Origin of the sequence: Alcanivorax sp. IL3 (assembly GCF_047495465.1) — a bacterium.
Classification (GTDB): Bacteria; Pseudomonadota; Gammaproteobacteria; order Pseudomonadales; family Alcanivoracaceae; genus Alcanivorax; species Alcanivorax jadensis.
In genome coordinates this window covers 2,680,254-2,693,615 of the sequence record NZ_CP179931.1, presented here as the reverse complement: position 1 = coordinate 2,693,615, position 13,362 = coordinate 2,680,254, and the positions used below count along the sequence as shown (strand labels likewise).

Annotated in this window: 12 protein-coding genes and 1 tRNA gene; all 13 read left to right on the top strand. The window is 59.5% G+C overall.

Features of this window, described 5'->3' with window-relative positions:
* Positions 1 to 225 precede the first annotated feature (225 nt).
* The 13 genes from ACMG4M_RS12525 to ACMG4M_RS12465 all read left to right on the top strand — a co-directional run bounded on the left by ACMG4M_RS12525 (position 226) and on the right by ACMG4M_RS12465 (position 13,160).
* A complete protein-coding gene (locus tag ACMG4M_RS12525; protein WP_084573426.1) occupies positions 226 to 438 on the top strand; it encodes a wax ester/triacylglycerol synthase domain-containing protein in 213 nt (70 codons plus the stop codon).
* Between the two features lie 129 nt (positions 439 to 567).
* Positions 568 to 1,056: a CinA family protein gene (locus tag ACMG4M_RS12520; RefSeq protein ID WP_035246457.1), complete on the top strand. Its 489-nt coding sequence runs from the start codon at positions 568 to 570 to the stop codon at positions 1,054 to 1,056.
* Positions 1,057 to 1,210: 154 nt separating this feature from the next.
* On the top strand, positions 1,211 to 2,248 hold the full coding sequence (gene recA, locus ACMG4M_RS12515) for a recombinase RecA (protein WP_035246459.1): 1,038 nt from the start codon (positions 1,211 to 1,213) through the stop codon (positions 2,246 to 2,248).
* On the top strand, positions 2,241 to 2,708 hold the full coding sequence (locus ACMG4M_RS12510) for a regulatory protein RecX (protein WP_035246461.1): 468 nt from the start codon (positions 2,241 to 2,243) through the stop codon (positions 2,706 to 2,708). The genes recA and ACMG4M_RS12510 overlap by 8 nt, the downstream gene beginning before the upstream one ends.
* Before the next feature lie 214 nt (positions 2,709 to 2,922).
* Positions 2,923 to 3,690, top strand: coding sequence for a sulfite exporter TauE/SafE family protein (locus ACMG4M_RS12505; RefSeq protein WP_035246462.1), 768 nt, complete (start codon positions 2,923 to 2,925; stop codon positions 3,688 to 3,690).
* Between the two features lie 176 nt (positions 3,691 to 3,866).
* A complete protein-coding gene (gene alaS, locus ACMG4M_RS12500) occupies positions 3,867 to 6,467 on the top strand; it encodes an alanine--tRNA ligase (RefSeq protein ID WP_272961709.1) in 2,601 nt (866 codons plus the stop codon).
* A gap of 93 nt (positions 6,468 to 6,560) precedes the next feature.
* On the top strand, positions 6,561 to 7,787 hold the full coding sequence (locus tag ACMG4M_RS12495; protein WP_035246464.1) for an aspartate kinase: 1,227 nt from the start codon (positions 6,561 to 6,563) through the stop codon (positions 7,785 to 7,787).
* 230 nt (positions 7,788 to 8,017) lie between these two features.
* Positions 8,018 to 8,206, top strand: coding sequence for a carbon storage regulator CsrA (gene csrA / locus ACMG4M_RS12490; RefSeq protein ID WP_011589077.1), 189 nt, complete (start codon positions 8,018 to 8,020; stop codon positions 8,204 to 8,206).
* Between the two features lie 103 nt (positions 8,207 to 8,309).
* Positions 8,310 to 8,399, top strand: a tRNA-Ser gene (locus ACMG4M_RS12485).
* A gap of 214 nt (positions 8,400 to 8,613) precedes the next feature.
* Positions 8,614 to 9,648, top strand: coding sequence for a dihydroorotase (pyrC, locus tag ACMG4M_RS12480; protein ID WP_414430140.1), 1,035 nt, complete (start codon positions 8,614 to 8,616; stop codon positions 9,646 to 9,648).
* Positions 9,649 to 9,651: 3 nt separating this feature from the next.
* The gene (locus ACMG4M_RS12475) at positions 9,652 to 10,656 is read left to right on the top strand and encodes a CobW family GTP-binding protein (protein ID WP_414430139.1); all 1,005 of its coding nucleotides are present in this window, start codon (positions 9,652 to 9,654) and stop codon (positions 10,654 to 10,656) included.
* A gap of 8 nt (positions 10,657 to 10,664) precedes the next feature.
* Entirely contained in the window at positions 10,665 to 10,997 is a 333-nt protein-coding gene (locus ACMG4M_RS12470; protein WP_414430138.1) for a DMT family transporter, read from the top strand.
* A 12-nt stretch (positions 10,998 to 11,009) separates the two neighbouring features.
* Positions 11,010 to 13,160, top strand: coding sequence for an acetyl-CoA hydrolase/transferase C-terminal domain-containing protein (locus tag ACMG4M_RS12465; protein ID WP_084573427.1), 2,151 nt, complete (start codon positions 11,010 to 11,012; stop codon positions 13,158 to 13,160).
* Positions 13,161 to 13,362 lie beyond the last annotated feature (202 nt).

The window sequence follows — 13,362 nt, the reverse complement described above, 5'->3', positions numbered from 1 at the left end:
CTATTCTTCTGACGCCAACTCGGCCGGCCAGTCACCAACCATAGCATGCCAGCCTGTCTCGGCGGGTGCCCAGGGGATGGGTGATTCGAGTGCTCTGTTTTTACGGGGCTGTTCAGTTTGCTATCGATGATTATATTGGACAGGTGTATTGCGGCATGGTGGATGTGAAAGGCATCTGTCGACCGTTCAAACAGAAGCTGTATTCGCGGGTCTCGGGCAACCTGGATGCTTTCCTGGATTACCGATAGCAACTTCGATATCGACTATCACGTGCGTCATTCGGCTCTGCCGCGCCCGGGCCGTATTCGTGGGTTGCTGGCGCTGATGCCGCGGCTGCACGTGCAGCGTCTCGATCCCCGCCGCCCTGGTCCTCGGCGTGGAATACCCTCTTGCCGCGCAAGCGCCGCTAGGGCTCTCTGGCCCGTGCAGGGATGTTGAAACCCCTGCGTAGTCTTCAACGCGGCACAGAGCAGTTTGTTAGGTGGTGTCGGCACGGCTCCATGGTCGGTAAACTAAGGCTCTCTGATCTCCCGACCTGTGGGAAATCGACAATTCAGGAAGGCAAGTGTGACACAAGGCTCAATTCAACAGGCGGCGTTGCAGCTGTCAGAGAATCTGCTCAAGCAGCAACTGATGGCGGTGACAGCGGAATCCTGTACCGGCGGTGGTATTGCTCAGGCGCTTACTGAGATTCCCGGTTCCTCACGCTGGTTTGAACGTGGCTACGTATCCTATTCCAACGAGGCTAAACAGGAGCTGCTGGGGGTGAACGCCGAAACCCTTGAGACGCACGGTGCGGTGAGTGAAGAGATCGCGCTGGAGATGGCCTGTGGTGCCGTCGCCCGCTCACGGGGCCATATTAGTGTTGCGGTGACCGGTGTGGCTGGCCCGGATGGCGGCACGCCTTCCAAGCCGGTGGGGACGGTGTGGATTGCCTGGGGCCAAAAGCTGGGCTATGCCGAGGCGCAATGCTTTCATTTCGAGGGTGATCGTCACGCCGTTCGTCAGCAGACCATTCTGGAAGCCATCAAGGGCTTGAATGCCCGTCTCCAGTAGTCACAATCTGCCCATTGGATAAACAGGGTTGCAAAGGACAGGAATACCTGTTCATAATGCTGTCCATATTGTCAGTGCTGTCCGAAAGGTCAGCCAGAACGGATCAGATAACGGCGATGCAATGACTGTCACGCCGAAACGGAGAGGGGTCATAATGAGCGATAAATCCAAGGCGCTGTCCGCCGCACTATCCCAGATCGAACGTCAGTTTGGTAAAGGTTCCGTGATGCGCATGGGCGATCGCAAGCGCGAGCGCATGCCGTCCATTTCCACCGGCTCCCTGGGGCTGGATATTGCTCTTGGTATTGGTGGTCTGCCGAAAGGGCGTATCGTGGAAATCTATGGCCCGGAATCCTCTGGTAAGACCACCCTGACCCTGAGCGTGATCGCCCAGGCGCAGAAGAAAGGCGCTACCTGTGCCTTTGTGGATGCAGAGCACGCCCTGGACCCGGACTATGCCGAGAAGCTGGGCGTGAACGTGGATGACCTGATCGTGTCCCAGCCGGACACCGGTGAGCAGGCACTGGAAATTACTGACATGCTGGTGCGTTCCGGCGCGGTGGATGTGGTGATTGTTGATTCCGTGGCGGCACTGGTGCCGAAGGCCGAAATTGAAGGCGAAATGGGTGACACCCACGTTGGCCTGCAGGCTCGTCTGATGAGCCAGGCGCTGCGCAAGATCACCGGCAATGTGAAAAACGCCAATACCCTGGTGGTGTTCATCAACCAGATCCGCATGAAGATCGGCGTGATGTTCGGTAACCCGGAAACCACCACCGGGGGTAACGCCCTCAAGTTCTATTCCTCCGTGCGCCTGGATATCCGTCGTATCGGCGCGGTGAAGCAGGGTGACGAAGTCACCGGTAACGAAACCCGCGTGAAGGTGGTGAAGAACAAGGTATCGCCGCCGTTCCGTCAGGCCGAATTCCAGATTCTTTACGGCCAGGGCATCAATCAGCTGGGTGAAGTGCTGGACCTGGGTGTGCAGCAGGGCCTGGTGGATAAATCCGGTGCCTGGTATGCCTACAAAGGTGACAAGATCGGCCAGGGCAAGCAGAACGCCTGTGAGTACCTGCGTGAAAACCCGGCTGTCGCCGAGGAAATCGAACAGGAAATCCGCGCTCGCTTGCTGCCTGATCCCACTGAGGCGCCGGCTGTCAAGGAAGAGGAAGCCGAAGCCGGCAATGAGTGAACCGCTCACTGAATCCGAACTGCGCCAGCGGGCTGTCAGCCTGCTGGCGCGTCGGGATCATGCCCGCCGGGAGCTGGAAACCAAGCTGTACCGCAAGCTCGGTGAGCAACCGGCGCTGCCAGCGGTGCTGGCCTGGTGTGACGAACACGGCTTTATCGACGACCGGCGCTTTGCCGGTTTTTTTGTGCGTTCGCGCATCGATCGCGGGCAGGGCGCCCTGCGCATCCGGCAGGAACTACAGCTGAAGGGCGTGGATAACGAGCTGATCGCCCAGGCCCTGGCAGAGGCTGAGGTGGACTGGTTCGCGCTGGCCCGGGAGGTGCGGGCTCGGCGCTTTCGTCAGTACCCTGGCAAGGACCAGAAAGAAAAAGCTCGCCAGCTAAGGTTCCTGCAACAGCGCGGTTTCAATGCCGAACAGAGCTTTGCTGCGCTGGATTGTTCCCCGGAAGACGAGCTGTAGTTCGTCCTTCCCGTTTCCCATCGCTGCTATCCTCACCCCGTTGGAGCTTTGCTCGCAAAGCGAAGGGCTGACGTTACCCGGATGATTCGCCTTGCGAGCAAGGCTCCAACGGTGCCGGTTTGTGGTCGACGGAGCCAGCCCGGTAATTTTTCCTCTTGGTTTGAATTCCGTTCACGGCGTATCCTTCGCTTTTGCGGCTTGTGTGAGATTTTCCATGGAGTACCTGTCTGATCCCTGGTTGGCGGCAGCCATGCTGGGTGCTGGTGTATTGGCGGGTTTTATCAACACCCTGGCCGGTGGCGGGGGGCTGCTGATCCTGCCGTTGCTGATGCTCAGTGGCATGAGCGCGGCATTGGCTAACGGCACCATGCGGGTAGGGGTGCTGATACAAAGCGTGGAGGCGGTGCGCCAGTTCAACAAGCGCGGCACCATGCCGTTCAAGCCGCTGCCAGCGATTCTGGTGCCCTGCCTGCTGGGGACGCTGGTGGGTACTCTGGCGGCGTCCTATCTGCCGGAGTCCATTCTCAAACCGGTATTGCTGACGACCTTGGTGGTGGTGGCACTGATTATGGTGTTCAAACCCAATCAACTGTCGCCAGCAGCGGATGAGCTGCCACTGCAACCTAATGACTCTGTTGCCGGCTGGTTGGGCCTGTTCTTCTGTGGCGCCTACGGCGGCTTTGTGCAGGCGGGCGTGGGCTTTGTGTTGATCGCGGTGCTGGTGGGCCAGCTCCGCTATGACATGCTGCGCGGCAACGCCCTGAAGCTTGCCATCACCGGCAGTTTTACCGTGCTGGCCCTGGGCATTTTTGTGGCCCGCGACCAGGTGGCCTGGCTACCGGGCCTGCTGGTGGCTGCCGGCACCCTGCTCGGCGTACGCCTGGGGGTAGGCTTCGCCCACCGGGTCTCCCCGACAGTGCTCAAGCGTATTTTGCTGGTGATGGTGCTGGCGGTGTGCCTGGCGGCGGCGATCAAGGGCTAGAAACAAGCTACGAGCTGCTAGTTTCAAGCTATTAGATTAAAGAAGGGCTACCTTCTGTTTTCGGGTTGTTCTCGAAGCTAGAGGCTAGTAGCTCGCAGCTTACTGAACCATCGCAACCGGGCCGGCAGGGCGGTATACTCGGCGCTCTCTGATAGCCAGCCGATAATGTTTCTCCTATGAAGAGTGCTGAACTACGCCAGGCCTTCCTGGACTACTTTGCCAGCCAGGGGCACGCCAAGGTGCCATCCTCCTCGCTGGTGCCCCATAACGACCCCACCCTGCTGTTCACCAACGCGGGGATGAACCAGTTCAAGGACGTGTTTCTGGGTCGTGAATCCCGGGATTACACCCGTGCCACCAGCTCCCAGCGCTGTGTGCGTGCTGGTGGCAAGCACAACGACCTGGAGAACGTGGGTTACACGGCGCGGCATCACACCTTCTTCGAGATGCTGGGTAACTTCAGCTTCGGCGATTACTTCAAGCGCGAAGCTATCAAGTTCGCCTGGGAGTTCCTCACCGGCACCCTGGGCCTGCCTGAAGAGCGCCTCTGGGTCACCGTGCATGTGTCCGATGATGAAGCGGCGGATATCTGGCTGAAGGAAATGGGCGTCAGCGCCGAGCGTTTCTCCCGCCTGGACGAAGATAATTTCTGGCAGATGGGTGACACCGGCCCCTGTGGTCCCAGCTCGGAAATTTTCTACGATCACGGGGCGGATGTGCCCGGCGGTCCACCAGGGTTCGAGGGCGAGGATCTGGATCGCTACATTGAGATCTGGAACCTGGTGTTCATGCAGTACGACCGCCAGCAGGATGGCGAGCTGAAGCCGCTGCCCAAGCCCAGCGTGGATACCGGTATGGGCCTGGAGCGTATCGCGGCGGTGCTGCAGGGGGTCCATTCCAACTACGAGATCGACCTGTTTCAGGCGCTGCTGCAGGCCGCGGCAAAAGCCACCGGCTGCCAGGATATGGAAGAGAAATCCCTGCGGGTGATCGCCGACCATATCCGTTCCGCCAGCTTCCTGATCTGTGACGGGGTGATCCCGTCCAATGAAGGCCGTGGCTACGTGCTGCGCCGCATCATCCGTCGCGCCCTGCGTCATGGCCACAAGCTGGGCCAGGACAAGCCGTTCTTCTCCACCCTGGTGGGGGCGCTGGTAGAACAGATGGGCGAGGCCTATCCGGAGCTGGTTCGCGAGCAGGCCCGTATCGAGAAGGCGCTGCTGGCGGAAGAAGAGCAGTTCGGCCGCACTCTGGCCGCAGGCATGAAGGTGCTGGAAGCGGCCATTGCCGAGCTGGACGGCAAGGAGCTGCCCGGCGAGGTGCTGTTCAACCTCTATGACACCCATGGCTTCCCGCCGGATCTCACCGCCGATGTGGCCCGTGAGCGGGAGTTGACGGTGGACATGGCCGGTTTTGAAAAAGCCATGCAAGCCCAGCGTGAGCGGGCCCGCGGTGCCGGTAGCTTCGCTAATGATTACAGCGACCGCCTCAACATCGAGGCGGTGACTGATTTCTCAGGTTACGAAAAACTGGCGGACGAAGACGAAATCGTCGGCCTGTTCAAGGACGGCGAAGCGGTGGACGCTCTCCTGGCCGGGGAAGAAGGCATGGTAGTGCTGGCCAGCACGCCGTTTTATGCAGAATCCGGTGGTCAGGTGGGCGACAGTGGTTTCCTGGTGCAGGGCGACAACCGTTTTGCGGTGTCCGATACCAAAAAACGCCAGGCGGCCCATGTGCACCTGGGCAAGGTGGAAAGCGGCAGCCTGAAAGTGGGCGAGAAAGTGTCCGCCTACGTGGATGTGGATCGCCGTCGCGCCATCATGCGTAATCACTCTGCCACCCACCTGATGCACGCCGCCCTGCGTGACGTGCTGGGCGACCATGTGCAGCAGAAAGGCTCTCTGGTGGCGTCTGACTATCTGCGCTTCGACTTCTCCCATGGCGAAGCGGTGAGTGAAGCCCAGCGCGAGCAGATCGAGATTCTGGTCAATCGCCAGATTCTGGCTAACACCCCGGTCACCACTGAATTGATGGATATCGATGCCGCTCGTGAAGCCGGTGCCATGGCTCTGTTCGGCGAGAAATACGACGACCAGGTGCGTGTGCTGAGCATGGGCAGCGAGGGGTTCTCCAAGGAGCTGTGTGGCGGTACCCACGTGAGCCGCACCGGCGATATCGGTCTGTTCCGTATTACTCTGGAAGCGTCAGCCGCTGCCGGTGTGCGCCGTATCGAAGCGGTCACCGGTGAGCATGCCCTGGGCGTCATGCGTCAGCAGGAGAGGGCGCTCAGCGAGATCGCTGCCACGGTGAAAAGTACCCCGGACAACGCCGCCGAGCGGGTACGCAGCCAGGCGCAGAAAGTCCGCGAGCTGGAAAAGGAAATCGAACGCCTCAAGCAGAAGCTGGCCAGCGGTGCAGGCAGCGACCTGACCGATGAGGTGCAGGAGATCGGCGGCGTGAAAGTACTGGCTACCCAGCTTGATGGTGCCGATGGCAAGACCCTGCGGGTTACCATGGACAAGCTGAAAGACAAGCTGGGTTCGGCGATTATCCTGTTGTCCGCCGTGGAAGGTGACAAAGTGGCCCTGGTGGCCGGTGTCACCAAGGATCTAACCGGCCGCTTCAAGGCCGGTGATCTGCTAAAGCATGTGGCCGAGCAGGTGGACGGTCGCGGCGGTGGTCGCCCGGACATGGCCCAGGGCGGGGGCAACAACCCTGCAGCCCTGCCGGCGGCCCTGGAAAGCGTGAAAAACTGGGTGTCTGAGCAGGGGGCGTAAGCCGCGGTCAAGACCATGGCTCAGCCCTCAACATGAAATCCCGGCGCGTTTCTGTTAGAGTTACGCGCTCTTTTTTGCAGATAAAGCGACTTTATGGCCCTTATAGTGCAGAAATACGGCGGTACCTCAGTGGGTACAGTCGACCGCATTCAAGCCGTCGCCGAGAAGGTGGCAGGCTTCCATAAACGGGGCGACCAGGTGGTCGTGGTGGTGTCCGCCATGAGCGGCGAAACCAATCGCCTGATCGAGCTGGCCAAAGGTGTCAGCGATAACCCTTCACCGCGCGAGATGGATGTGCTGGTCTCCACCGGCGAGCAGGTCACCATTGCCCTGTTGTCCATGGCGTTGCAGAAGCAGGGCATCAATGCCCGCTCCTACACCGGCAGCCAGATTCCCCTGCGCACTGACAGTGTCCACTCCAAGGCTCGTATCGAAGAGATCGACGACAAGAAAGTGCGTGCCGACCTGAATGGCGGCAGCGTTGTGGTCGTGGCAGGTTTCCAGGGTGTGGATGCCGACGGCAACATTACCACTCTCGGCCGTGGCGGCTCCGATACCACCGCCGTGGCTCTGGCCGCCGCATTGCAGGCCGACGAGTGTCAGATCTACACCGACGTGGACGGCGTTTACACCACCGACCCCCGTGTGGTGGATAACGCCCGTCGCCTGGACAGCATTACCTTCGAGGAAATGCTGGAAATGGCCAGTCAGGGCTCCAAGGTCCTGCAGATCCGCTCTGTGGAATTCGCCGGCAAGTACAATGTGCCGCTGCGTGTCTTGTCCAGTTTCCAGGATGGTCCTGGAACTCTCATTACCGTCGACGACGAGGTTGATATGGAAAAGCCGGTAATCTCCGGAATTGCCTTTACCCGTGATGAAGCCAAAATCATCGTGCGTGGCGCCCCGGATACCCCGGGCATTGCCTACAAGATCCTCGGCCCGGTGAGCGCAGAGAACATAGAAGTGGACATGATCGTGCAGAACGTGGGCAAGGACGGCGCCGCCGACTTTACCTTCACCGTGCACCGTAACGATTTCGCCCGTGCCCAGGAGGCTCTGCGCAAGGCCTCCGAAGAGCTGGGTAACCCGGAAATCATTGGCGATGACAAGATTGCCAAGGTCTCCCTGGTGGGTGTGGGTATGCGTTCCCACGCTGGTGTCGCCTCCAAGATGTTTGAAACCCTGGCCAACGAAGGGGTCAACATCGAGATGATCTCCACCTCCGAAATCAAGGTGTCCGTCGTGATTGCCGAGAAATACCTTGAGCTGGCGGTGCGTGCCCTGCACTCCGCGTTTGAGCTGGATCAGCCGGCTGGCTGAAGGCCTGGGCCAGCCTTGTGCTGGCCCTGCCGCCAGGTAGACATTGGCGACGACCGGTTGGTCGTTCGCCCTGCACGGCGAGACTTACGAATACGCTTCAGGCATACTACCGCCCCCGTGCCAGGGGTGGGTAAATGGTCCCGCACCAAGGAGTCGTCAAGGACGGCAACCCGCGAGCCTCAGGTACGGCATGCGCTCACGGAAATTGAAGGACCCCAGGAGGGATCATTATGTTAATTCTTACGCGTCGAGTTGGTGAGACCCTGATGGTAGGTGATGAAGTCACTGTGACTGTCCTGGGTGTGAAAGGTAACCAGGTTCGTATCGGTGTGAATGCACCGAAAGAGGTTGCCGTGCATCGGGAAGAAATCTACCAGCGAATTCAGCACGAAAAATCATCAGACGGAGAGTCTGCCTGATTTTTGGGCTGTATTTTCTCCGCAAAATCGTTATGATGCGCGGCGAGTTTGGAAACAGGCCAGCAAGAGCCCACATTCCAGACTGACAATATGACCGCATTCCGGAGAGGTGGGTGAGTGGCTGAAACCAGTTCCCTGCTAAGGAACCATACGGGTTACCGTATCGCGGGTTCGAATCCCGCCCTCTCCGCCATATATCCAAAAACGCCCCGCACTGCGGGGCGTTTTTCGTTGCAGCCTTGCTTGCAGGGCGCAGCCCCTCAGATTTCCTCGCGGATCCAGGCTGCCACGCAAAAACCGCGCTAACCCGTCGTGCTCATACTCACAAGCCAACATTTTCAACCCGCCCGGCCTCGCAGTTGCGCTACACTATGTGCCCCGAAAAAACTTCGACCCAAGGTGACGCCATGACTGACACCCTGACCATCGCCCGCCCTGACGACTGGCATCTGCATTTCCGCGACGGCGATCTGCTCGCCGAGACGGTGCCGGCCACGGCGAACGTGTTTGGCCGTGCCATCGTCATGCCCAACCTGACACCGCCGGTGAATACGGTGGCCCAGGCTGACGAGTACCGGCAGCGAATTCTGGCTCAGGTGCCTGCGGGCGTTGCCTTCGAGCCGTTGATGGTGTTGTACCTGACGGATACCACCCCGGTGGAAGAGGTGGAGCGGGCCGCGAAGAGTGACTTTGTGCATGCCTTCAAGCTGTACCCGGCCGGTGCTACCACCAACTCTGACAGTGGCGTCACCGATCCGGGCAAGATCACCCATCTCTACGCGGCCATGGAAAAACACGATGTGCCGCTGCTGGTTCACGGTGAAGTCACCGATTCAGACATCGATATTTTTGACCGTGAAAAAGTCTTTATTGATCGTTACCTCACTGATATCCGCCGCCAGTTTCCTGGCCTGCGCATTGTTTTCGAGCATGTGACCACGGCAGAAGGCATTCACTTTGTGCGCGAGGCCAGCGAGCTGACAGCGGCGACCGTGACACCGCAGCACCTGCTGATGAACCGCAACGATTTGTTGGTGGGCGCTGTGCGCCCGCACAACTACTGTCTGCCGATCCTCAAACGTCGCCAGCACCAGGAAACGATCCAGCAGGCGGTGCTGGAAGGCCATCATCGTTTCTTCCTGGGCACCGATTCCGCCCCCCATGCGCGCAACAAGAAAGAAGCCGCCTGTGGCTGTGCCGGTTGCTATTCCGCCCGGGCGGCGTTGCCGCTGTATGCCAGCTTTCTCGAGCAGCACAACGCGCTGGACAAGCTGGAAGGTTTTGCCAGCCACTTCGGCGCAGATTTCTACCGATTGCCCCGCCATACCGACACCGTGACCCTGGTGCGCAAGCCCTGGTCCGTGCCCGAGGTGATTGATGCGGCCGGAGAGGCCATGGTGCCTTTCTACGCTGGCCAGCAACTGCCCTGGTCCCTGGGCTGATTGGTGGAACGCTTGCCGGTCGTTGTCCTGAGCGGGTTTCTGGGCAGCGGCAAGACCACGCTGCTCAACCGCTGGCTCAAAGAGCGCCAGGATCTGGCGGTGATCATCAACGAGCTGGGCGATATTGGTATCGACCAGCACCTCACCGGCCCGGGGCGGGTGCCGGTGACCCTGCTGTCCGGCGGCTGCCTGTGCTGCGTGATACAGGGTTCCCTGTCGAGCACCCTGCGCAACCTCTTCATGGCCCGCAAGAATGGTGAGCTACCGGCGTTTTCCACGCTGGTGCTGGAAACCACCGGTGCTGCCGACCCCTTTGGTGTCACCGCACCGCTGGAGCAGGACCCCTGGTTGAAGAAACGATTTTTCTGCCAGTCGGTACTGACCGTGGTGGATGCGCTGGCCGGGGTCCGTAGCCTGGAGCGTCATCCTGAGTGGCTGGAACAGATCCATGCTGCCGATGCCTTGCTGTTGTCCAAAACAGCGCACTGTGAGCCGCAAGCCCTGGCGGCTCTGAAGGCGCAACTGGCTGCCCTGAATGTCACCGCGCACATTTACTCGGAACCGGCCCCGGTGGATCTGCTGGCACAGTCATTTCCCCGTCGCTGCCGGGTCACCGGCAGTTTTGCGCCGGTGCAACCGGGCGGCTCGCTGTTGTCGACACAGTCACCGGTTACCCCATCATCCCGTCACCAGCTGTATAGCGCTTCACTGCGCTGGGATGGAGTGTTGTCCTGGCCTCTTTGGCAGGCCGCCCTCAAGCAGCTTGCCGAGCAATGCGGTGATGCCCTGATCCGGGTAAAAGGCCTGTTGCGCGTGGACGGCCTGGATGGGCCCTTGCTGGTGCAATGGGTGGAAGGCAGTGAGCCGGCGCTTGGCCCGCTGAATCAATGGCCGGATCAGGATAGGCTCACCCGATTGGTACTGATTGTTCGCCATCCCCAGGCTGACTTTGCGCAACAACAACTGGCACACTGGGAAACCTTGCTGACACAGCTTGCCGGTCAATAGGATCCGACATGGGTTATCTATACCTTGCCGTAGCCATCCTCGCTGAAGTGGTGGAGACCAGCGCGCTGAATGCCTCCCAGGGATTCACCCGGCTGTGGCCTTCTGTGGTGACTGTGGTGGGCTACAGTATCGCTTTTTATGCCCTGTCGTTGACCCTGCGTACGGTACCCATGGGGATTGCCTATGCGGTGTGGGCCGGTGTCGGTATTGTATTGATTGCGCTTGTCGGGGCGCTGTTTTTTCGCCAGCAACCGGACTTGCCGGCAGTGATCGGTATGGCGTTTATCGTACTTGGTGTGGTGCTGGTAACGTTCGTATCGCGCACCATGCACATTGAATAACAAGGAGTTCCCGTGACAGAGCGGATGCAGAATGCCGAACAGGCAGTGGATTATGTGATCGAGCAGACCGGTGGCGAAATTCGCCTGGCCATGCCGCTGGGACTGGGCAAGCCAAACCGTTTTGTGAATGCGCTTTATGCCCGGGTGGAAAAGGATTCCTCTCTGTCCCTGGATATCTATACCGCCCTGTCCCTGGGCAAGCCGGGTGCCGGCAGTGATCTGGAAAAACGCTTTCTCAATCCTTTCGCCGATCGCTTGTTCGGCGACTATGAAGAACTGGCTTATCTGAAGCCCCAGAAACGCAGTGCCCTGCCGGATAATATCCGCGTCTTCGAATTCTTTGTGCAGCCAGGCAGCATGCTGGGCAGCGACAGCGCCCAGCAGCATTACATCAGCAGCAACTACACCCACGTGGCTCGGGATCTCAACGCTCGCAAGGTTAATGTGGTGGCGCAGATGCTCGCGCATCGGCAGGAAGACGACAGTGATTGCTACAGTTTTTCCTGTAACCCGGAAGTGACTCTGGATCTGATGCCGCTGCTCAAGGCGCGCCGGGATGCCGGCGAGACCATCATCTCCGTGGGGCAGGTGCACCGGGACCTGCCCTTTATGGAAAACGATGCCCGGGTGGATGACTGGCTGGCTGAGATGGATATCCTGCTGGACGATCCCCAGGGGCATACGCGGCTGTTCAGCACCCCGAACATGCCGGTGAATATTCAGGACCACTTTGTCGGCTTGCATGCCAGCACCCTGATCAAGGACGGCGGTACGTTGCAGATCGGTATCGGCGCCCTGGGAGATGCGCTGGTACATCATTTGCGTCTGCGCGAGCAGGATAACGATCTCTATCAGTCCCTGCTTAATGCCTGGTCGCTACCGAAAAGCCACCAGGAACTGGTCGATAGCGAGGGGGGCACCGGGTCTTTCCGTGAGGGGCTGTACGGATGCAGCGAGATGATGACTCATGGTCTGCTGACGCTGATTGATGATGGCATTATCCGCCGCCCGGTGTATGACTGGGCACCGCTGCAGCAGCTGGAAATGCATAACCCGGCCAAGCCCGGTCTGGCCCTGCTGGATGCTCTGCGTGAGCAGGATGCCATTCGCCGTCGTCTTAATCATGACCACTTGCGTCAGCTGAAACGCTTCGGAATTTTCCGTCACGATGTTGAAAAGCACGGTGATGAACTGGTGCTGCCCAATGATATCCGCGTGGCCAACGACCTTGATGACCGCGCTACCCGGGAGGCTCTCAAGGCGGTATTCGGCGAAGAGCTGGCCGGTGGCGTGGTCATGCATGGTGGCTTCTTCCTGGGGCCCCAGGCGTTCTATGCACGCCTTCGTGAGATGGATGCGGCGAGCCGGGCTGCCATCAACATGACCCACATCAGCTTCATCAATCATCTTTACGGTGATGAAACCCTCAAGCGCTTGCAGCGCCAGGATGCCCGTTTTGTGAATACCGCTTTCACTGTGACTCTTCTTGGGGCGGCAGTGGCCGACCAGGTGGAAGATGGTCGGGTACTCAGTGGGGTAGGCGGGCAGTACAACTTTGTCAGCCAGGCCCATGAACTGGAAGGGGCCCGTTCCATCCTGATGGTTCGTGCTTGGCGTGAACGCGCCGGCGAGGCCATGAGCAATGTGCTGTTCCGCTATGGTCACAACACCATCCCTCGCCACTTGCGCGATGTGGTAGTCACCGAATACGGGGTGGCAGATCTGCGCGGCAAGACCGATGAGGAAGTGGTGATGGCCATGCTCAATGTGGCCGACAGTCGTTTCCAGATCGAACTGATGGAAGAAGCCCAGGCCGCCGGCAAGCTGCGTAAGGATTACCAGATCCCGGAATCTTATCGGCGCAACAATCCGGAGCATCTTCACGAGATCGCTGAACGGCATGGTGACAAGGCGTTCCCCACTTTCCCGTTGGGGTCAGATTTCAATGACGTGGAGCAACGGCTGCTCAAGGGGCTGACCTGGCTTAAGGAAAAAGTCAGCCAGAAGGAATATCTGAAATTGGGTCGAAAGGCGTTGTTCGAGGAGGGAAGCGAAAGCGATTTCGCTGCCGAAATGGAACGCATGGCGCTGGCCGATCCGCACGGAATCCGCGCCCACCTTTACCAGCGGTTGTTGCTGACGGCGCTGGAAGCCACGCGCTGATATTGATGCGTGGGAATCTTCCGCAGGGTGCGATGAGCGAGGAGAACCGCACCCTGCGTAATCGTAGGAGCGGCGCTTGAGCCGCGAATGGAGTTAAGGTGTGGAATCAACCTTCTTAAGCCTATTCGCGGCTCGAGCGCCGCTCCTACAGAAAAGCATTCTCTCCGTGTTCTCTGTGACCTCTGTGGTAAAAGCGGATTTT